Origin of the sequence: Methylobacterium sp. J-092 (assembly GCF_022829325.1) — a bacterium.
In the GTDB taxonomy this organism is placed as follows: domain Bacteria; phylum Pseudomonadota; class Alphaproteobacteria; order Rhizobiales; family Beijerinckiaceae; genus Methylobacterium.
On record NZ_JAKSXU010000209.1, the window covers coordinates 53,532 to 73,122 of the forward strand.

Here is a 19,591-nt window from a genome sequence, read left to right on the forward strand (position 1 = left end):
CTCAGGGCGCATCGGCGTCGTCGGCCGGATCGGCCTCCGGGATCGGCGCCGCGCCCCAGCCGGCCAGCACGGCGTTGAGCTCGTCGAGGACGAAGTGGCGGGCGCTGTCGCGGTCGTAGCCCTCGGCGAGGAGGTCGTCGTAATCGGTGAAGACGTGGCGGGCATAGGCGACGAGCGCAAGCCGGGCCGCCGTCTCGGGCGCCGCCCCGCGCAGGCCCGGGCTGGCGAGCGCCGAATCGACGATCGCCTCGGCCTCGAACCCGGGCAGGCGCCGGGCGAGCCGCGCGAGGGCATCGGCGACCTGCTCGCGACGGTTGCGCGGTGCGCCGCCGTCCTGTCGCGCTGCGGGCAATCGACGCTCCCCTCTCCGCTCCGGCGCGATCGGCCGGCCTCGATGTCGGCGTGCCATAGTTTTTGACCAGGTGCACGTTAGGATGGGTTGCATCGACGACGCGCCCGATCGGGATCCGCACGAGGACGTGCGGCCGGCCGCACGCGCGACGCCCCGGAGACGACCATGATCCGCCGCCTCGCCTTCCTCCTGCTGATCCCCGCCCTCGCGACCGCCCCCGCCCTCGCCGAGAAGGCCGCCACCGGCGCGACCGTGCCGCGGCCGTCCGGCGCGCCCCCCGCCAGCGAGGCGAGCAAGGCCTCCGCGATGAAGGCGGCGAACGAGGCCGAGATGATCAAGGCGCAGAAGGCCTCGGCCGCCCGCGACAAGGCCTGGGACGCCCGCACGCGCAACTCGATGTCCTCGATCTGCAAGGGCTGCTGAGGGCACGGGTCCGAGCGCGCCGCGCCGGCGGTGATCCGGTTCGAGGGCGTCTCCAAGCACTTCGCCGGGGCGCCCGGCCCCGCCGTCGACCGGCTTGACCTGACGATCCCCGAGGGCACCACCTGCGTGCTGATCGGGCCGTCCGGCTGCGGCAAGTCGACGACCCTGCGCCTGGTCAACCGCCTGATCGAGCCGGATGCCGGCCGCATCACGCTCGGCGGGCACGACGTCGCGGCCGTCGACCCGATCGCGCTTCGGCGCGGCATCGGCTACGTGCTCCAGGGCATCGGCCTTTTCCCCCACCGCAGCGTCGCGCGGAACGTCGCGACCGTGCCCGAGCTGCTCGGCTGGCCGAAGACGCGGATCGCGGCGCGCGTCGACGCGATGCTCGACCTCGTCGGGCTCGATCCGGCGCTCTACCGCGACCGCCGCCCGGACGCGCTCTCCGGTGGACAGCGCCAGCGCGTCGGCGTCGCCCGCGCGCTCGCTGCCGACCCGCCGGTGATCCTGATGGACGAACCCTTCGGCGCGGTCGATCCGGTGGCCCGCGGCCGGCTCCAAGCCGAGATCGGCGCGATCCTCAAGCGCCTGTCCAAGACCGTGCTGATCGTCACCCACGATATCGACGAGGCGATGCTGATGGGCGACCGCGTCGTGCTGATGCGGGCTGGCCGCGTCGTCCAGGCCGATGCGCCGCAGGCGCTGCTGGCCGCGCCGGCCGACCCGTTCGTCGCCTCCTTCGTCGGCGAGGACCGGGCGCTGCGGCGGCTCGCGCTGCTCACCGTCTCCGAAGCCGCCGAGCCCGGAACGGCCGCCGACGCGCCGGAGATTGCGGACACGGCGACGTTGCGCGATGCGCTGTCCATGATGCTGGCAGGCGGCCGCACCCGGCTCGCGGTCGCCGGCCCCGCCGGGCCGCACGTAGTGACGCTCGATGCGATCCGGCGGGCGGGCGCGGTCGGCAAGCGCGACGACTGATACCGAACGGCTCGGCCGTCGCCGTTTCTGCACAGGCGATCCGGCCTGCCCCGACCCGGCACTTCCGACCCGCGCCGTCGGTCCGGGTCCGCGCAGCGGAGCCCGAAAGCCAGAGTCGCCGAAGCGGCAGGTGGGAGCACGACCTGCGGTTCCGAATTCCGGGCTCGCCACCGGCGCTCCGGAAATGCCGGGCGGCTATGACGGGCGACGGAGGGACGCGTGAACGCGCGCGAGCGCGCGACACGTCCGCCCCCTGGACATGGAAAAGGGCCGCCCTTTCGGACGACCCTTCCCAGCGGCACGACGGTGATCCGTCGATCGGCTCAGCGCGAGTAGAACTCGATCACCAGGTTCGGTTCCATCTGCACCGGGTACGGCACCTCGGTCAGGCCCGGCACGCGGGTGACGCGGGCGGTCATCTTCTGGTGGTCGACCTCGATGTAGTCCGGCACGTCGCGCTCGGGGAGCTGCGAGGCGACGACCACGATCTCGAGCTGGCGCGAGGCTTCCTTGACCTCGATCAGGTCGCCCGGCTTCACGAGGTAGCTCGGGATGTTGACCCGGCGCCCGTTGACCTTGATGTGGCCGTGGTTGACGAACTGGCGGGCGGCGAACGGCGTCGCCACGAACTTCGAGCGGTACACCACGGCATCGAGGCGGCGCTCGAGCAGGCCGATCAGGTTCTCGCTCGAGTCGCCGCGCAGGCGGATCGCCTCGGCGTAGTAGCGGCGGAACTGCTTCTCGGTGATGTTGCCGTAATAGCCCTTGAGCTTCTGCTTGGCGCGCAGCTGCGTGCCGAAGTCGCTCATCTTGCCCTTGCGGCGCTGGCCGTGTTGGCCGGGGCCGTACTCGCGGCGGTTCACGGGGCTCTTCGGGCGGCCCCAGATGTTCTGGCCCATGCGGCGGTCGAGCTTGTGCTTGGCCTGAATCCGCTTCGACATATCGCGTGTCCTCTCGCAAACGAGATAGTGAGGAACGCGCCCTCCTCTTCCCGCCGGCCTTGCGGCCCGGGACGACAGAGCCGCCTCGAAGGCGACTCACGGGTGCGTATGAAAACGCCAAGCGGCCCCTGAAGGAGCCGCGGTGACGAGCGGTTCGTAGTCGAGGCGGCCGGGCCGGTCAATCCTAAGCCCCCGCCCGCGCCTCTCGACCGGCCGCTGCCGCGCCGGGAAACGCGCCGTCCCGTATCCTTGACCGTACGTCCCAAACGCGTCGGGACCGCCTGCGCGCGCCTGGACCGCGAACGGCCGGGCCGGCATGCCTCGTCGATGGTCTTCACGCCACTGCCTGGACGACGATCGATGAACCGTGCCCTCTCTATGCTCCTGCTCGCCTGTGCGCTCGCCGGCCCGGCCCCCGTCTCGGCCGAGACGCCCGAGGAGCTCGCCTTCGGCTTCGGCCAGTTCACGGGCGCCGCCACCTTCTGCAAGATGCCGAAGGATCAGGTCTCTCAGCTCACCGACACCATGCTCACGGGCTCGGGCATCGACACCGGCGGCCCGAGCCCGGCGATGACCCGCTTCAAGGAGGGCGTCGCCGACGGCGTGCGCTCGATGTCGGCGCCCGACGCGGCCACCTGCGCCGAGGTGAAGTCCGCCTTCGACGAGGCTTATGCGAAGCTGAAGTGATGCGGCCGCGCCGGCCTCAGGGCCGCGCGGCGAGGAAGGCCAGCACGCCGTCGCGATGCGGCTTGGCGCCGACGGCGGAGCTGTGGTCGCGGCCTTCGAGCTCGAGGCTTCGCGCGTTCGGCATCAAGGCCGCGAGGCCGGGGCCGGAGCCCGCGACGGTGTCGAGGGTGCCGACGCTGACGAGAACCGGCACGTCGATCTGCCCGATCTCGGCGCGCGACAGCGTCTGGCGCGAGCCGCGGATGCAGGCGGCGAGCGCGCGCAGGTCGCTCTTCGTCTGCTCGGCGAAGGTGCGGAAGGCGGCGGCCGTCGGGTTCGCCGCCTTCGCGGCCGCCGGCGCCTCCAACGCCTCGGCGATGCCCGAGGGCAGGCCCTTGCCCTCGACGAGATGCAGGCCGAGGCCGCCGATCAGCGCCGAGCGCACCCGCGCGGCGTGGTCGAGGGCGAGGTGCGCGGTGATGCGCCCGCCCATCGAGTAGCCCATTACGTCGGCGCGCTCGATCCCGAGATGGTCGAGGAGGCGCACGGCGTCGCCGGCCATGTCCTCGGAGCCGTAGCGGGCCGGGTCGTAGAGCTTCTCGCTCTCGCCGTGGCCGCGGTTGTCCAACGCGATGGTGCGGTAGCCGGCCTGCGTGAGCGTGCGCACCCACGTCGTGTTGACCCAGTTGACGACGTGGTTCGAGGCGAAGCCGTGGATGAGCAGGATCGGGTCGCCGCAGCCGCCGGAGGCCGGCACGTCGATGTAGGCGATGCGCACGCCGTCCGAATCGAAGCTGTCCATGGTCGCCGCTCCCCATCATGCGTACCGGCCCGCGCGGTCCGTGCCGGCTGTAAGAGCCGCGGCGCCGATCGGCAACGCGCGTGATGCTTGCCCGCGGGCGGCGCGGCTGGCATCAGCCCGGCATGAGCGACCTTCAGCCCTACGGCACCTACGCCCCGGCCGGTCTCGTCGCGGCGATCGCCCGGCGGACCGTGCGGATCTCGCCCGAGTCCTGGCGCGGACGGCGGATGGCGATGTTCCTGCGCCGCCTCGCGATCACGCTGATGCGCGGCAAGCCCCTCGACGTCGAGCGCCTCGGCGCCCGGATGCGGCTGCACCCCTACAACAACAACTGCGAGAAGAAGGTGCTGTTCACGCCGCAATTCTTCGACCCGCAGGAGCGCGCCCTGCTCAAGGCGCGGCTTCGGCCGGGCTGCGTCTTCCTCGACATCGGCGCCAACATCGGCGCCTACGCCCTGTTCGTGGCCGCGTTCGCCGGCCCGCAGGCGCGGATCGTCGCGGTTGAGCCGCAGCCCGACGTGTTCGACCGGCTGACCTTCAACATCGCGCAGAATGCATTCCATTCGGTCAAGGCCGTGGCCTGCGCGGTCGCCGACAAGTCCGGCGAGCTGACGCTGTTCGTCGATCCGCGCAATCGCGGCGAATCGAGCCTCAAGATCGTCGGCACCAACGAGAGCGCGCAGATCAAGGTGCCTGCGGTGACCCTGATGGACCTCGTGCGCAGCGAGGGCCTGACCCGGATCGACGCGATCAAGCTCGACGTGGAGGGCGCCGAGGACCTGATCCTCGAGCCGTTCCTGCGCGAGGCGCCCCCTGCCCTGCTGCCGACACTGCTGGTGATCGAGGACGGCACCGACCAGTGGCAGATCGATCTGCCCAAGCTCCTGGAAGGCCACGGCTACCGCGAGATCGGCCGCACCCGGCTGAACCGGATGTTCGAGCGGAGCGCCTGAGCAGGCTCCGATCGCGAAACCGGCATCCGGTTTCACCGATCCTGCGAGGATCGGGTCGGCGTCGCGCGCCGCGGGTCGAGATGCGTGTTCACGTAGAGGTCGCCGACCGTGCAGATCGAGCCGAGCCCGGCGAATTCGATCACGTCGCCGGCCGAGCGGAGCACCCGGACCGCCCAAAGGTCCGCCGCGTCGCGCTCGTGGATCGTCACCGCGACCGCATCCTGGTCGACGATCACGATGCAGCGGTTCGGCGGGTGGTCCCGATAGAACCGGAGCTTGCTCGCCAGGATGCGCCCGCGGTCGCTCGCCGACGGCACCTCCATCACGAGATGGAAGCGATCCGTGAAATTGCGCTCGGTGTCGATGTCGATCATCATCACCTCGGGCTCGGGTCGATAGGGCGAATCCGGCGAGACCTCGATCCCGATCTCGCGGTCGGCGTGCCATTCCGGGCGGCGGCTCCTGAGCGCCGCGTTGAGATGGCGCTTGAAGTTGCTGGCGATGCGCTGATGCCCGATCCGCGGTGCCGCCGACTGCATGGGAAGCCCCGCGATCAGTTCCCATCGCTCCTCCGACGGACGCGTCTCGAGGAACTCGCGGAAGTCGGCGACATCGAACAGGACGGGTTCACGGATCGCGCGATCGGCCATCGGGATGCCTCGGGCGGCCGGAGCGCACGCCGCAGCCTCGCCACCACCGTACCATGCGTCGGGGAGCGCGGAAAACGCGCGTCAGGGCGGCGTGACGATCGGGATCGCGTCGGCGATCGTCACGCCCTCCCGGTCGATCCGGCAGCGATAGGCGTAGGTCTCGACCCCCGCCGCACGCGCCAAGCGAAAAGCCCGGTCGAAGGCGGGATCGATGTCGCGGGCGACGTCGAAGGCGTCCGCCCGCATCTGGACCACGACGATCACCATCGCGCGCCCGCCGGCCGCGACGACCTCGGCGAGGTCCCGCATGTGCCGCGCGCTGCGGGCGGCGATGCAGTCGGGAAACTCGGCGAGGCCCGCCCGCCGCATCAGGTGGCAGTTCTTCACCTCGACGTGGACCGGCGGCAGCCCCTCGCCGCTCGCCACGAAGTCGACGCGGCTCGCCGCGCCGTAGCGGACCTCCGGCCTCAATGCCGCGTAGCCGTCGAGCGGCGCGAGACCGCCGGCGGCGAAGGCCTCGGCGACGAGCGCGTTCGGGCGCATCGTGTTGATCCCGACCCATTGCGGGCCGCCGGGCAGGTCGGCCTCCACCAGCTCCCAGGAATACTTCAGCTTGCGCGTCGGGCCGTCGGCCGGCGAGAGCAGCACCCGGTTGCCGGCGGCGTTCAGGCCCATCATCGCGCCGGGATTGGCGCAATGCGCCGTGACGCGCGTGCCGTCGGCGAGGTCCACGTCGGCGAGGAAGCGCTTGTAGCGCTGCACCAGGCGGCCTTCGATCAGGGGTTCGGGAAAGCGCATGGGGTCCGGGCTGCGTCGCGGTGGCGGTCCATAGCCGACAGGCGCCCGCGCATGAAAGCGCCGTCGGTGGTCGCGCAGCCGCCGCCGCGCTATCTGCGGCGGGACCGAGGACGGCGAGCCCCATGACAATCGATTCCACGAGCATCACCGCCGCGATCCTGGTGATCGGCGACGAGATCCTGTCCGGCCGGACGAAGGACAAGAACATCGGCACGATCGCCGACTATCTCACCGCCGTCGGCATCGACCTGCGCGAGGTTCGGATCGTCCCCGACGAGCCGGACGCCATCGTCGGCGCCGTGGACGCGCTCCGGGCCGGCCACACCTACCTGTTCACCACCGGCGGCATCGGCCCGACCCACGACGACATCACCGCCGATTGCGTCGCCAAGGCCTTCGGCGTCGGCATCGACGTCGATCCCCGCGCCAGGGCGATGCTGCTGGAGCGCCACAAGCCGGAGGACCTGAACGCGGCGCGCTTGCGCATGGCGCGGATCCCGGACGGCGCGGACCTGATCGCCAACCCGATCTCGAAGGCGCCGGGCTTCCGCATCGGCAACGTCTTCGTCATGGCCGGCGTGCCGTCGGTCATGCAGGCGATGCTCGACCAGATCGGCCCGACGCTGCCGACCGGCGCGCGGATGCTGTCCGAGACGGTGGAGGCCGGCAACCTGCCCGAGGGCAACTACGCCGCCGACCTCGCCGAGATCGCGAAGGCCTACGCCGACGTGTCGATCGGCTCCTATCCGTCGATGACGAAGGACGGGTTCGCCAACCGCATCGTCACCCGCGGCAAGGACGCCGCCTCGGTGGCGCGCGCCCGGGCCGAGATCGAGGCGCTGGTGTCGCGCCTTCGCGGCTGACGGCCGATCCGTCCCTGAATCCGGTTCGTGGAGCGTTTGCGTGATGGCCGAACCGAAGCAGGACGACAAGGAAGCTCGGCGCGACGCGCACAAGGAGGCGGTGGCCGGGATCGGTCGCCCCGACGCCTTCGTCCTGCACGAGGTGATCCGGCGCGAGGGCAACGAGGAACTGCGGCGCAACGGGGGGGCGCTGTTCCTCTCGGCCTTCGCGGCGGGGCTCAGCATCGCGCTCTCGCTGATCGTGCCGGGGGTGCTCAAGACCCACCTGCCCGAGGGCGAGTGGACCAAGATCCTGACGACGATGGGCTACGCGGTCGGCTTCCTGGTGGTGGTGCTCGGGCGCCAGCAGCTGTTCACCGAGAACACCATCACGCCGATCCTGCCGCTGCTGCACGACCGATCGGCCAAGACCGCCTGGCGGGTGCTGCGCCTGTGGATCGTCGTGCTTGCGGGCAACATCCTGGCGACGCTGGCGATCGCCGCCGTGCTGGCCCATTCCGGCGCGTTCGAGCCGTCGGTGAAGGCGGCCTTCGCCGAGATCAGCCATCAGGCCATCGCGTTTCCGTTCTGGGACACGGTGCTGAAGGCGATCTTCGCCGGGTGGATGATCGCCCTGATGGTGTGGTTCCTGCCGGCCACCGGGACCGCGGCGCCGTTCGTGATCTTCCTGATGACCTGGCTGGTCTCGCTCTGCGGGCTCGCCCACATCGTCGCCGGCTCGGTCGAGGCGTTCTACCTCGTGGTCACCGGCGCGGCGACGATGGGCGAGTACGCCGAGCGCTTCTTCGTGCCGACGCTGCTCGGCAACGTCTTCGGCGGCATCACCCTGGTCGCGGTGCTGAATTACGGCCAGGTCGCGCCCGAGGTCGAGGAGAGCCGCGAGGTCGAGGAGGCCGAGGGCGGCCCGAGCCAGGACTGAGAGGGGGACTGCATCCGCTTCGCGACGGAGAGGCGTGACAGGGCGCGGCCCGTGTTGGCTTTCGCGCTGAAACGACCCAAAACCCTCTCTCGAAACGCGGGGGTCGCGTCCGTGCCCGGTTCTCGACGCGGTCGCGCCCTGAGGAAACCGAGGACGAGGAGCGCCGCGCATGCGGCCGGGAATGGGACGATGCGCTCGCTGAAGGTCCGCTTCGCCTTGCTGCTCGGGTCGATCGCCCTCGTCGTCGTCCTGGCGGCGGCGGGCGTGCTCGCGGCGATCGGGGCGGCCGAGCGCACCATCGACCGGACGCTGGCGGCGCAGGGCCGCCTCGAGCTTCTGGCCGAGCTGTCGGGCCGGATGACGCAGTTCGGCATGGCGGCGGTCGAGACCATCGGCAATCCCGATCTCGCACCGGAGGCGATGGGGATCGCGCGCAGCAACGTCGACCGGGCGCTCACGACCGTCGACGAGGCGCTGTCGAGATCCGTCGCCGGCAGCGACGACCCGCAGGACCGGATGCAGTACGCCCTGCGAAGCCGCCCGATGGCGCAGCTGCGCGCCGCCCGCGTGATCCTCGACCGGCAGGTGGCGCAGATCGTCCGCCAGACGGATCCGGAGAAGCGTCAGAACTCCATCAAGGGCGCGCTCAACGGCTTCGGTGCGATGACCGGCCAGCCGCTCTCGTTCCTGATCGAGGCAGAGCGCCGCAGCATGGTGCTCGGCTCGGATGCGGCGCGCGACCTCTCGCAGCGCCTGCGGATCGCGGCCGCGCTGGCGGTGCTCGCGGCGCTCGGCCTCGTCGTGCTGCTGTGGCGCAGCATCACCCGCCCGACCCTGGCGCGGATCGAGGCGGTGCGTCGCGCCGCGGGCGCCATCGGCGGCGGCAAGCTCGACACGCGTCTCTCCGTCGCGACCCGGGACGAGCTCGGCCTGCTGGTCGCCAACGTCAACCGCATGGCCGCGCGCCTGTCCCGGCGCGAGGGCCGCGTCGCCGCCGACCGCGCGGCCCTGGAGGACACGGTGGAGGCGCGCACCGCCGACCTCCGCGCCGCCAACGCGCGCCTCGAGGCGGTCGACCGCTCGCGACGCCGCTTCTTCGCCGACGTCAGCCACGAGCTTCGCACTCCGCTCACCGTCATCCTCGGGGAATGCGACCTCGCGGCCCGCGCCGGCCCGCGCATCACCGACCACGCCCCCGCCTTCGCCACCATCCGCAAGCGCGCGATGCGCCTCAAGCTGCGCGTCGAGGATCTTCTGCGGGTGGCGCGCTCGGAATCGGGCGAGATCGAGCTCGACCGCCGCGCCCTCGAGCTCGCGCCGGTCCTGGCCGAGGCGGTCGACAACCTCGCCTCGGAGGGCGCCCGCCGCCGCGTCGCGCTCGCGTTCGAGCCGGGTCCGCGGAACCTGGAGGTCCTGGCCGACCGGGAATGGCTGCGCCAGGTCGTCGAGAGCCTGATCGACAACGCTCTGCGCCATGCCACCGGCCTCACCCGGGTCGAGGTCGCCCTGTCCGGCGGCGGCACGGCGCCGGCCCGCATCACCGTCACCGACGACGGGCCGGGTTTCGGCGACCGCGAGCAGAGCCTGTTCGAGCGCTTCCGCCGCGGCGACCGCCCGGCGGAGATGGGGTTCGGGATCGGATTGGCCCTGGCGCGCTGGCTGATCGAGCAGCATGATGGCACCATCGTTCTCGGCGCCGGCGAGAACGGCGCCGGGGCGCGGCTGACCCTGGAGATCCCGCTCCTCGACCTGACGCTCGACGACGTGACGAGCCGAGACGAACGACAGATTCGGAAGGACGACGCGGCATGACGCGAATCCTCGTGGTCGAGGACGACATCGACATCCGCGGCCTTCTCACCCGCGGCCTTGAGGCGGAGGGGTTCTCCGTCGGCACCGCCGGCTGCGTCGGCGACGCGCTCGCGTCGGCGCGGAACGAGAGCCCCGAGGCGGTGGTTCTCGACATCACCCTGCCCGACGGCTCGGGGCACGACGTCTGCCGCAGCCTGCGCGAGGGCGGCTATCCCGGGCCGATCCTGTTCCTCTCGGCCCGCGACGAGATCCGCGACCGCGCCGAAGGCCTCGCGCTCGGCGCCGACGACTACATCGTAAAACCGTTCGTCTTCGACGAGCTGGTGGCGCGGCTGCGCACGCACCTGCTGCGCCGGCAGGCGGCGGAGGGGCCGCGCACGCTGATCAACGCCGGCAAGCTCGTCCTCGACCTCGACACCCGCCAGGTCACCTGCGGCGAGGCCTCAGCCCGCCTGACCCCGCGCGAGGCCGAGCTTCTGGCCATGCTGATGGAGAGCGTGAACCGCCCGGTCACCCGAGCCGACATCTTCGAGCGGCTGTGGGCGAGCCAGGGCGGCCTCTCCCTCAACGTGGTCGATGTCTATGTCGGCTACCTGCGCTCGAAGATGGCCGATTTCGTCCGGCACGGCGGCCCGCTTCTGGTCACGGTGCGGGGCCGCGGCTTCATGCTGGACTCGCGTGGGCCGGACTACCGACACTGACGCTCGCCACGGAGACGTCGCGTCCCGCGGGAGCCTGCGACGCCGAAGCCTCACAAAAAATTTGGGAGCATTAGGCAATTTAGTGCTTGATGCCGGGGCCGGAATTGCGGATACCCGTGCCGCGCCGGAAAACAAAAGCGCCATCAGTGTCTTAGGGTACTCTTAAGTTTACCTTTCGGCACCGCATGTTCGTAATCAGACGGAGAAACACCATGACCTGGGCTGCCCCGATCGTTTCCGAAATCTGCGTCGGCATGGAAGTCACCAGCTACGAGTCCGCCGAGATCGACACCTTCAACTGAGGTGTTGCGCCGAGCTGAGGGTTGTTGGCTGCATCGGACCACTCCATGCGCGTCCTGATCCTCGGCTCGGCTGCCGGCGGCGGGCTTCCCCAGTGGAATTGCCGCTGCCCGAACTGCCGGCTCGCCCGCAGCGAGCCCGACCGCGTCAGGCCGCGGACCCAGTCGAGCATCGCCGTCTCCACCGATGGCGGGGATTGGCTCCTGGTGAACGCCTCGCCGGACATCCGGCAGCAACTCTTCGACAACCCGGCGATGCATCCGCGGGAAGGCCTGCGCCACTCACCGATCCGCGCCGTGCTGCTCACCAACGGCGACGTCGATCACGTCGCCGGCCTTCTGACGCTGCGCGAGGGCCAGCCCTACACGCTCTACGGCACCGGCAGCATCCTCGGCTCGGTCGCCGAGAACCGCGTCTTCGACGTGATGGCCGAGGGCGTCGTCGTCCGGGAGGCGATCACGCTCGGCCGGCGCTTCGAGCCGCTGCCGGGACTTGCGGTCACGCTGTTCTCGGTGCCCGGCAAGGTCCCGCTCTGGCTCGAGGATGCCGATCTCGAGCTCGGCGCCGAATCCGAGAGCACGGTCGGCGCGATGATCGAGGCCGGCGGCCGCCGCCTCGCCTACATTCCCGGCTGCGCCCGCGTCACCGAGGATCTGAAGGCCCGGATCGCCGGCGTCGACGCGCTGCTCTTCGACGGCACGGTGCTGCACGACGACGACATGATCCGCGCCGGCGTCGGCACCAAGACCGGATGGCGCATGGGGCACGTGCCGATGCGGGGCGACGGCGGCTCGGTCGCCGGCCTGAAGGATGTCGCGATCGGTTCGCGCGTCTTCGTCCACATCAACAACACCAACCCCGTCCTCGTCGAAGGCTCGCCCGAGCGCGCGGCGGTCGAGGCGGACGGATGGGTCGTCGCCCATGACGGGCTCACCCTGAGCCTCTGACGGCGACGACCGGGCGCGGTTGGCATTTGTCGGCCCCGCGACCTATCTCATGACGGGATGTGCGCGATTCGATTGCGCCGCGAAGCCGCCGCCAGACGCGGTGATCGACAGACGACCAGGAAACGCCTCCGAACGGACGCTTGGTGACGCCATGAACGCAGTGTTCCCGACCCCTCAATCCGACACGTCCGAGCGCCTGCTCAGCCCCGACGAGCTCGAGGCGGCGCTGCGCGACATCGGCGCCCGGCGCTATCACAACCTGCATCCGTTCCACCGCCTGCTGCACGACGGCAAGCTGAGCAAGGATCAGGTCCGGGCCTGGGCGCTGAACCGCTACTACTACCAGGCGATGATCCCGGTGAAGGACGCCGCGGTGCTGGCGCGGATGACCGACGCCGCGCTCCGCCGCGTCTGGCGCCAGCGCATCGTCGACCACGACGGCGATGCGCCGGGCGACGGCGGCATCGAGCGCTGGCTGAAGCTCGCCGAGGGCGTCGGCTTCCGGCGCGACTACGTCGAGTCGACCGCCGGCATCCTGTCGGCCACCAAGTTCTCGGTCGAGGCCTACGTGCACTTCGTCGCGGAGCGCTCGCTGCTGGAGGCGATCGCCTCGTCGCTCACCGAGATGTTCTCGCCGAACATCATCTCAGAGCGCGTTTCGGGCATGCTGAAGAACTACGACTTCATCACCAAGGAGACGCTGGCGTACTTCGAGAAGCGCATGACTCAGGCGCCGCGCGACGCCGACTTCGCCCTCGATTACGTCAAGCGCCATGCCACCACGCCCGAGCTGCAACGTCAGGCGATGGCGGCGCTGACCTTCAAGTGCAACGTGCTGTGGACCCAGCTCGACGCGCTGTACTTCGCCTACGTCGCGCCCGGGATGATCCCACCCGACGCCTGGACGCCCGGCACCGGGCTCGTCGCCGAGACGCAACCGGGGGCACCCGGCACCGGCCGCCTGTCGGCGACCGACGTGCCGCGCCTGCCCCGCGGCGTGCGGATGCGGTTCGACCAGACCCGCGACAAGCACGTGCTGCTCGCCCCCGAGCGCACCTTCGACCTCGACGCCAACGCCGTCGCGGTCCTCAACCTCGTCGACGGCAAGACCAGCGTCGCCGCCATCGCCGACCGGCTCGGCGAGACCTACGCCGCCGACCCGCGCGCGATCGAGGTCGACGTGCTGGCCATGCTGAACGACCTCGCCGGAAAGAGGGTGCTGGAGCGATGAACGCGCTGACCCCGAACGCGGCGGCGATCCCGGCCCCGGTCGGGCTGCTCGCCGAGCTGACGCACCGCTGCCCGCTGCGCTGCCCGTACTGCTCGAACCCGCTCGACCTCGACCGACGCTCGCGCGAGCTCGACACCGCGACCTGGCAGCGGGTGCTGACCGAGGCCGCGGGCCTCGGCGTGCTCCATGTCCACCTGTCCGGCGGCGAGCCGACGGCGCGCAACGACATCGTCGAGATCACCGAGACCTGCGCCAAGCTCGGGCTGTACTCGAACCTGATCACCTCCGGCGTCGGCGGCGCCCTGTCCAAGCTCCAGGCGCTCTACGACGTCGGCCTTGACCACGTGCAGCTCTCGGTGCAGGGCGTGGACGCGGCCAACGCCGAGAAGATCGGCGGCCTGAAGAACGCGCAGCCGCAGAAGATGGAGTTCGCCGCCAAGGTGACCGAGCTCGGCCTGCCGCTGACGCTGAACTCGGTGATCCACCGCGGCAACATCCATGAGGTCGAGGGCTTCATCGACCTCGCGGTGAAGCTCGGCGCCAAGCGCCTCGAGGTGGCGCACACGCAGTATTACGGCTGGGCCTACGTCAACCGCGCCGCGCTGATGCCGGACAAGGCCCAGGTCGATCAGTCGATCCGCATCGTCGAGGCGGCCCGCGAGCGCCTCAAGGGCCAGCTCGTCATCGATCTCGTCGTGCCGGACTACTACGCGAAGTACCCGAAGGCGTGCGCCGGCGGCTGGGGTCGCAAGCTGATCAACGTGACGCCGCAGGGCAAGGTGCTGCCGTGCCATGCGGCCGAGACGATCAGCCATCTCGAGTTCTGGCACGTGACCGAGCATTCGCTCGGCGACATCTGGGCGAACGCCCCGGCCTTCACCGCCTATCGCGGCACCGACTGGATGCAGGAGCCCTGCCGCTCCTGCGACCGGCGCGAGAAGGATTGGGGCGGCTGCCGCTGCCAGGCGCTGGCGCTCGCCGGCGATGCGGCGGCGACGGACCCCGCCTGCTCGCTGTCGCCCCTGCACGCCAAGGTGCGGGCGCTCGCCGTCGAGGAGGCGGCCGAGACGCCGCCCGACTACACCTACCGGACGATCGGGGCCAACATCCCGGCGCCACGCAAGGAGGACGCCCTCTCGTGAAGTGTTTCGTGATCGTCGCTGCGCTGCTTGCCGCGACCCCGGCGCTCGCCGTCGAGGGGGCGCCCGCCGCCCCGGCTCCTGCCCCCGCCGCAGCCGCGCCGGAACAGGCGAACGCCGCGGCGCCCCCGAGCGCGGCCGACCTGCTGTTCGAGCAGCCGCAGCTGAAGAACGCCGCCGCCGGCTCGACGCTGACCTACGACTACCTGCGCCGGTCCGGCATCGCGAAGGGCCCGTTCGGGCCGCCGCTCGACGACACGATCAAGCTCACCCTCGAGCCGGGCACGGGCGGCGACGGCCGCAACATCGCCGTCGAGATGTTCTCGGGCACCAACCGGTTCCCCGCCGGCCCGTTCGAGGACATGTCCGGCAACCCGGTGATCCCGCTGTTCCTGGAGAACCACCTGGCCAATCTCGCCCGGGTGCTGCAGGCCAACCCGCGCTACCTGAAGCTGGCGATCCGCAAGGGCCTTCGCGACGGCGCCACCGTCACACCGATCAAGGTCGACTACAAGGGCCGCTCGGTCGACGCCTGGCAGGTGGTGTCCAAGCCCTTCCTCGGCGATGGGATGGCCCAGCGCATGCGCGGCATGGACAACATGACCTACACCTTCGTCACCTCTCCCGAGGTGCCCGGCGAGATCGTCTCGATCGAGGCGCAATCGAAGAATGCCGAGGGCGGCGAACTCTTGGAGGAGCGGCTGAGCTATGATCAGAAAGCTGGTTGAGGGCTTTGCCCTGTCCGGTGTCGCGCTGACGATGCTGGCGATGCCGGTCGTCGCGGCGGATGCCGAGAACGACTACCCGACCGACGCGCGCGTCGATTACGTCTTCGGCTGCATGGCCGCCAACGGCCAGACCCGCGAGGCGATGCAGCGCTGCACCTGCTCGATCGACCAGCTCGCGGCGATCCTGCCCTACGACAAGTACGTGCAGGCGAGCACCGTGCTGTCGATGCGCCAGGGCATCGGCGCGCGCTCGAACGAGTTCAAGTCGACCAAGGTGTTCGACGACAAGGTCGCCGACCTCCGCCGCGCCCAGGCCGAGGCCGAGATCCGCTGCTACCGCGGCTGAGGCGTCGCCCAGGAAGATTGGAGAGGCCGCCCGGTACCGGGCGGCCTTTTCTCATGGCAACGGGCGCCGTTGCTTCGCCCGGAAAAACCGGCCACATCGACGCGGCGGGAGCCGCCCGCGACGAGCTAGAGAAGCGACGCCCCTTGAGCCATCGACCCGCCGCCCTCGCCGGCTTGCTGCCCGAACTGGGCCGGCGGACCCTCGTGATGGGCATCCTCAACGTCACGCCGGATTCCTTCTCGGATGGCGGCCGCTTCGTCGGCGAGGAAGCCGCCTGCCGGCAGGCCGACGCGCTGGCTGCCGAGGGCGCCGCGCTGGTCGATATCGGCGGCGAGTCCACCCGCCCCGGCCACGTTCCGGTGCCGGCCGAGGAGGAGCAGGCCCGCGTCCTTCCGGCGATCCGGGCCCTGGCGAACCGGCTCTCCGTCCCGATCTCGATCGACACCTACAAGGCCTCGACCGCCGAGAGCGCGCTGGCGGCCGGCGCCCGCATCGTCAACGACGTCTGGGGCCTGCAGCGCGAGCCCGACATCGCCCTCGTCGCCGCCGACCACGGCGCGCCGGTGATGATCATGCACAACCGCGAGACGATCGACGCCGGCCTCGACATCGTCTCGGACATGCTGCGCTTCTTCGAGGTCTCGCTCGGCATCGCCCGCCGGGCCGGCATCCCCGACGGCGACATCGTGCTCGATCCGGGCATCGGCTTCGGCAAGAGCTGGAACCAGCACCTCGAAGCGTTGCGGCGCCTGCCCGAGATCCGCGCCCTCGGCTTCCCCATCCTCGTGGGCGTCTCGCGCAAGTCGCTGCTCGGCCGGCTGCACGACCGCGAGACCGCGCCGGCCGACCGGCTCAACGGATCGCTCGCGGCGCATGCGCTTGCCGCGACGCTCGGCGCCGACATCGTCCGCGTCCACGACGTCGCCGCCCATGTCGACGCGATGCGCGTGGTCGACGCCGTCCTGCGCCCGGGAGACCGCCGATGAGCGACCGCATCCTCGTCGAGCGCATCGCGGTCTTCGCCCATCACGGCGTGCTGCCCGAGGAGACGCGCCTCGGGCAGCGCTTCTACCTGTCGCTCGATGCGGCCCTCGACCTAGCTCCCGCCGGCCGCTCCGATGACGTGACGCGGACGGTGAGCTACGCCGACCTCGCCGCCATCGCGGTCTCGATCGCCACCGAGCGGCGCTTCGACCTGATCGAGGCGCTGGCCGAGGCGATCGCCGGCGAGATCCTGGCGCGGTTTCCGGCTCTCGAGGCGATCACCGTACGGGTCGACAAGCCGAGCGCGCCGGTTCCCGCGAACCTCGACGGGATCGCGGTCCTGATCACCCGCAGGCGGGAGGCCCGGGCATGACGCAAGCCTATCTCGGCCTCGGCAGCAACATCGGCGACAAGGCCGGGCATCTCGCCGCCGCGGTGCGGGGGCTCGCGGCCGTTCCCGGCATCCGGATCACCGCGCGGTCGTCCGACTACCGCACCCCGCCCTGGGGCGAGACCGATCAGGACTGGTTCCTCAACGGCGCCCTCGCCATCGAGACCGACCTCGACCCGCACGCCCTGCTCGATACCTGCCTCGGCGTCGAGCGCGATCTCGGCCGCATCCGCGAGCGCCGCTGGGGGCCGCGCGTGATCGACATCGACGTGCTGTCCTATGCCGGCGCCGAGGTCTCGGACGAGCGCCTCGTCCTTCCGCACCGCTACGTCCGCGAGCGCGCCTTCGTGCTGGTGCCGCTCGCCGAGATCGCGCCCGACCTCGTCATCGGCGGCGAGACCGTCGCCGACGCGCTGGCCAAGCTCGACCGCAGCGGCATCGAGCGGAACTGAACGCATCCCGGAACGACGAAGGGCCGGGCGTTCGCCCGACCCTTCGCGAGTGTTATGATATCCTGTCGACGACGCGTTCAGTGCGCGTTCGGCGCGAGCAGCTTGTTCTCTTCCTCTTCGAGCAGCGGCACGTCGAAGTCGCGAAGCACCGCTTCGATGTCGGAGCGGCGCTTGCGCAGGATGGTGTTCAGCGACCGCTTCCAGTCGTTCTCGCCGATCCGTACCGCCATGGCGATGCGGTAGCTCATCGGCGGGCGATCCGGCTCCTTCAGGAGCGGAATCACGTCCATCGCCGTGCCGCTCTGCTTGGCCAGCCACCCGGCGGACGGTCCCCAGAGCACCGCGGCGTCGATCTGCCCGGCCGCGAGGTCGGACACGATCTCGGCACCCACCGTCTGGTTCTTGCGGGCCGGGTCGAGCTGATACGGCGCGTAGGCCTTCATGCTCGAGATCAGGCCGAGGTCGCCCATCCGGTTGACCGGCGGCGTCCCGGCGATGACGCCGATGCGCTTGCCCTTGAGCCTGGGGTCGTCGAGCCCGGTCACCCCCGCCAGATCGCCCTGCTTCACGATGAGCGTGTAGACCGAGCGATAGTACGGATTGGTGTTCTGGACGCCCTCGCTGCCGAGGGCTGACCCGACGATCAGGTCGCACAGGCCGGTGCCGAGGGTGTTGCGGACGAAGCCGGGCCCCTGGGTCAGCCAGTAGTAGCGGACCTTGATCTTCAGCTCGTCGGCGATGATCGCCGCGATGCGGTTCTCGAATCCGTCCTCCTTGCGCTCGGAGAACGGCATGTTGCCCGGGTCGCCGCAGACGCGAAGCACGTCTGCCGTGACGAGATCGGGGACGTTCTGCGCCGCCGCGTCCTGCACCCCTGCCAGGAGAGGCAGGAGCGCGATCGCGACGGCGACGTGGGTGCGTGCGCGGCGCATCAGCCGCCCATGCACTCCTTCTCGGCCTTCTTGGCGGCTTCGGGCTTGTCTTCCTTGTCGCCCGGGCGGACGCGACCCATCGCGCCGGAGGCGCGGGCCTTCAGGTAGACGTAGAGGTCGTCCGAGTAGCACATGACGTTCTTGTTATCGCCGAAGGCGGGCATGACCTTCTGGTCGGACGAGCTCACGTCCTGCTTGCCGCCGGCCAGGATGCCGATGAACTCCTCGTAGGAGAGGTGCTTGAGCGAGTCTTTGAGCGCCGGCGCGTAGGTCGAGCCCATGCCGTCCGGGCCGTGGCAGACGTGGCACTCGGCGTGATAGCGGCGGTAGCCGGAGTAGGTGTACCAGTCGAACTTCTTGCCCGCGTCGGTGATGTGGAAGGTCGGGTGACCTTCGGCATCGAAGTACTTGCCCTCTTCGACCTTCACCGCGGCATCCTTCTTGAGGAGCTTGTCGTCGGGCTCGGCCGACTTGTCGTCGGTGTTCAGCGAGTTGGCGAGGGCGGGATCGGCGGGCTTGGCATCCTCAGCATGTACGGCGACCATCGAGACGGACGCTAGGGCGAGGGCGGCCAGGAACGGCCGCGTGACGGATTTGCTGAGGTAATGCAACGCAAAAATCTCCCTGGGACCTGAAGGTCGAGCCGCTCTCAGGCGGCCTTTCGCAGCCTTCTTGAGGGCATTCTAATCATAAGAATGCCGGCGCGGAAACCCGCGCCGGCACTCATTTCAGAGTGGCTTCGTGCGACCGATTAGTTCGGCAGCGCGAAGACGGTGAGCTGACCACCGAGGTTGGTGTAGCTCGAGAGGGCGGCGTAACCACCCACCGCGCCGAGACCGGCGTTCGGGTCGGTCAGGCCGGCCGCGAGGCCGATGCCGGCCCAGCCACCGACACCCGACAGGATGCCGACGTACTGCTTGCCCTTGTGCTGGTAGGTCATCACGTTGCCGATGATGCCCGACGGGGTCTTGAACTTGTACAGTTCCTTACCCGTCTTGGAGTCGACGGCCTTCAGGTAGCCCTCGAGCGTGCCGTAGAAGACCACGTCGCCGGCGGTGGCGAGAGCGCCCGACCAGACCGAGAACTGCTCGGCGTTCGACCACTTGATCTTACCCTCGACGCCGTCCCAGGCGATGAAGTTACCCATGCCGCCATGGCTGTTCGGCGCGGGGTACATCGACAGGGTCGCACCGACGTAGGGCTGGCCCGGGGTGTAGGTCACCCGGAACGGCTCGTAGTCCATGCAGACGTGGTTGGTGGGCACGTAGAACAGGTTGGTCTTC

At 70.3% G+C, this 19,591-nt stretch carries 24 protein-coding genes and 1 pseudogene; 17 read left to right on the forward strand and 8 right to left on the reverse strand.

Annotation, left to right across the window (positions count from 1 at the left end; genetic code table 11):
* Position 1: 1 nt before the first annotated feature.
* On the reverse strand, positions 2–352 hold the full coding sequence (locus MKK60_RS26755) for a DUF2293 domain-containing protein (protein ID WP_243934404.1): 351 nt from the start codon (positions 350–352) through the stop codon (positions 2–4).
* Positions 353–517: 165 nt separating this feature from the next.
* Between MKK60_RS26755 and MKK60_RS26760 the strand changes: the two genes are divergently transcribed.
* A complete protein-coding gene (locus MKK60_RS26760) occupies positions 518–775 on the forward strand; it encodes a hypothetical protein (RefSeq protein WP_243934406.1) in 258 nt (85 codons plus the stop codon).
* Between the two features lie 30 nt (positions 776–805).
* Positions 806–1,753, forward strand: coding sequence for an ABC transporter ATP-binding protein (locus MKK60_RS26765; protein ID WP_243989123.1), 948 nt, complete (start codon positions 806–808; stop codon positions 1,751–1,753).
* Positions 1,754–2,076: 323 nt separating this feature from the next.
* Here the strand turns inward: MKK60_RS26765 and rpsD are convergent, their stop codons facing one another.
* Positions 2,077–2,694, reverse strand: coding sequence for a 30S ribosomal protein S4 (gene rpsD, locus MKK60_RS26770; RefSeq protein ID WP_147725774.1), 618 nt, complete (start codon positions 2,692–2,694; stop codon positions 2,077–2,079).
* A gap of 360 nt (positions 2,695–3,054) precedes the next feature.
* On the opposite strand from rpsD, the gene MKK60_RS26775 reads away from it, so the two are divergent.
* On the forward strand, positions 3,055–3,381 hold the full coding sequence (locus MKK60_RS26775; RefSeq protein WP_243989124.1) for a hypothetical protein: 327 nt from the start codon (positions 3,055–3,057) through the stop codon (positions 3,379–3,381).
* A 16-nt stretch (positions 3,382–3,397) separates the two neighbouring features.
* Here the strand turns inward: MKK60_RS26775 and MKK60_RS26780 are convergent, their stop codons facing one another.
* Positions 3,398–4,162: an alpha/beta fold hydrolase gene (locus tag MKK60_RS26780; protein ID WP_243989125.1), complete on the reverse strand. Its 765-nt coding sequence runs from the start codon at positions 4,160–4,162 to the stop codon at positions 3,398–3,400.
* A gap of 122 nt (positions 4,163–4,284) precedes the next feature.
* Here MKK60_RS26780 and MKK60_RS26785 point away from each other — a divergent pair, with 122 nt between their 5' ends.
* Complete coding sequence (locus MKK60_RS26785) at positions 4,285–5,115, forward strand: FkbM family methyltransferase (protein ID WP_147859947.1); 831 nt, start codon at positions 4,285–4,287, stop codon at positions 5,113–5,115.
* 32 nt (positions 5,116–5,147) lie between these two features.
* Here MKK60_RS26785 and MKK60_RS26790 read toward each other — a convergent pair whose 3' ends face one another.
* Both MKK60_RS26790 and sfsA read right to left on the reverse strand, forming a co-directional pair.
* Positions 5,148–5,765, reverse strand: coding sequence for a Uma2 family endonuclease (locus MKK60_RS26790; protein WP_243989126.1), 618 nt, complete (start codon positions 5,763–5,765; stop codon positions 5,148–5,150).
* Between the two features lie 81 nt (positions 5,766–5,846).
* On the reverse strand, positions 5,847–6,563 hold the full coding sequence (gene sfsA, locus MKK60_RS26795; protein ID WP_243989127.1) for a DNA/RNA nuclease SfsA: 717 nt from the start codon (positions 6,561–6,563) through the stop codon (positions 5,847–5,849).
* Between the two features lie 122 nt (positions 6,564–6,685).
* Here sfsA and MKK60_RS26800 point away from each other — a divergent pair, with 122 nt between their 5' ends.
* The 13 genes from MKK60_RS26800 (at position 6,686) to folK (ending at position 17,376) form a co-directional block, all read left to right on the forward strand.
* On the forward strand, positions 6,686–7,426 hold the full coding sequence (locus MKK60_RS26800; protein ID WP_243989128.1) for a competence/damage-inducible protein A: 741 nt from the start codon (positions 6,686–6,688) through the stop codon (positions 7,424–7,426).
* Between the two features lie 43 nt (positions 7,427–7,469).
* Complete coding sequence (locus MKK60_RS26805) at positions 7,470–8,345, forward strand: formate/nitrite transporter family protein (RefSeq protein ID WP_147725780.1); 876 nt, start codon at positions 7,470–7,472, stop codon at positions 8,343–8,345.
* Between the two features lie 189 nt (positions 8,346–8,534).
* Positions 8,535–10,157 (forward strand): sensor histidine kinase, encoded by a 1,623-nt coding sequence (locus MKK60_RS26810; protein WP_243989129.1) that lies wholly within the window; start codon positions 8,535–8,537, stop codon positions 10,155–10,157.
* Complete coding sequence (locus tag MKK60_RS26815; protein ID WP_243934452.1) at positions 10,154–10,858, forward strand: response regulator transcription factor; 705 nt, start codon at positions 10,154–10,156, stop codon at positions 10,856–10,858. Before MKK60_RS26810 ends, MKK60_RS26815 begins: the two co-directional genes overlap by 4 nt.
* A 212-nt stretch (positions 10,859–11,070) precedes the next feature.
* Complete coding sequence (gene pqqA / locus MKK60_RS26820; protein WP_055889187.1) at positions 11,071–11,160, forward strand: pyrroloquinoline quinone precursor peptide PqqA; 90 nt, start codon at positions 11,071–11,073, stop codon at positions 11,158–11,160.
* Between the two features lie 45 nt (positions 11,161–11,205).
* The gene (gene pqqB, locus MKK60_RS26825) at positions 11,206–12,105 is read left to right on the forward strand and encodes a pyrroloquinoline quinone biosynthesis protein PqqB (protein WP_147842606.1); all 900 of its coding nucleotides are present in this window, start codon (positions 11,206–11,208) and stop codon (positions 12,103–12,105) included.
* A 151-nt stretch (positions 12,106–12,256) separates the two neighbouring features.
* Complete coding sequence (gene pqqC, locus MKK60_RS26830; protein ID WP_243989130.1) at positions 12,257–13,336, forward strand: pyrroloquinoline-quinone synthase PqqC; 1,080 nt, start codon at positions 12,257–12,259, stop codon at positions 13,334–13,336.
* Positions 13,333–14,478: a pyrroloquinoline quinone biosynthesis protein PqqE gene (gene pqqE, locus MKK60_RS26835; RefSeq protein WP_147842604.1), complete on the forward strand. Its 1,146-nt coding sequence runs from the start codon at positions 13,333–13,335 to the stop codon at positions 14,476–14,478. The genes pqqC and pqqE overlap by 4 nt, the downstream gene beginning before the upstream one ends.
* The gene (locus MKK60_RS26840; protein ID WP_243989131.1) at positions 14,475–15,203 is read left to right on the forward strand and encodes a hypothetical protein; all 729 of its coding nucleotides are present in this window, start codon (positions 14,475–14,477) and stop codon (positions 15,201–15,203) included. Before pqqE ends, MKK60_RS26840 begins: the two co-directional genes overlap by 4 nt.
* Positions 15,184–15,549 (forward strand): hypothetical protein, encoded by a 366-nt coding sequence (locus MKK60_RS26845; RefSeq protein ID WP_147725787.1) that lies wholly within the window; start codon positions 15,184–15,186, stop codon positions 15,547–15,549. The genes MKK60_RS26840 and MKK60_RS26845 overlap by 20 nt, the downstream gene beginning before the upstream one ends.
* A 206-nt stretch (positions 15,550–15,755) precedes the next feature.
* Positions 15,756–16,535 carry a dihydropteroate synthase gene (gene folP, locus MKK60_RS26850; protein WP_243934691.1) on the forward strand — a complete coding sequence of 260 codons (780 nt, stop codon included), beginning with the start codon at positions 15,756–15,758 and terminating at the stop codon, positions 16,533–16,535.
* Positions 16,532–16,906 (forward strand): dihydroneopterin aldolase, encoded by a 375-nt coding sequence (folB, locus tag MKK60_RS26855; protein WP_147725789.1) that lies wholly within the window; start codon positions 16,532–16,534, stop codon positions 16,904–16,906. Before folP ends, folB begins: the two co-directional genes overlap by 4 nt.
* The gene (folK, locus tag MKK60_RS26860; RefSeq protein ID WP_147725790.1) at positions 16,903–17,376 is read left to right on the forward strand and encodes a 2-amino-4-hydroxy-6-hydroxymethyldihydropteridine diphosphokinase; all 474 of its coding nucleotides are present in this window, start codon (positions 16,903–16,905) and stop codon (positions 17,374–17,376) included. The genes folB and folK overlap by 4 nt, the downstream gene beginning before the upstream one ends.
* A 77-nt stretch (positions 17,377–17,453) precedes the next feature.
* Here folK and xoxJ read toward each other — a convergent pair whose 3' ends face one another.
* The 3 genes and pseudogenes from xoxJ to xoxF5 form a co-directional block, all read right to left on the reverse strand.
* Positions 17,454–18,308, reverse strand: coding sequence for a rare earth element methanol dehydrogenase accessory protein XoxJ (gene xoxJ, locus MKK60_RS26865; RefSeq protein ID WP_243989132.1), 855 nt, complete (start codon positions 18,306–18,308; stop codon positions 17,454–17,456).
* Positions 18,308–18,853: a c-type cytochrome, methanol metabolism-related gene (locus MKK60_RS26870; protein WP_210247496.1), complete on the reverse strand. Its 546-nt coding sequence runs from the start codon at positions 18,851–18,853 to the stop codon at positions 18,308–18,310. The genes xoxJ and MKK60_RS26870 overlap by 1 nt, the downstream gene beginning before the upstream one ends.
* A 206-nt stretch (positions 18,854–19,059) precedes the next feature.
* Positions 19,060–19,591 (reverse strand): annotated as a pseudogene (gene xoxF5, locus MKK60_RS26875) (lanthanide-dependent methanol dehydrogenase XoxF5); the annotation flags it as partial.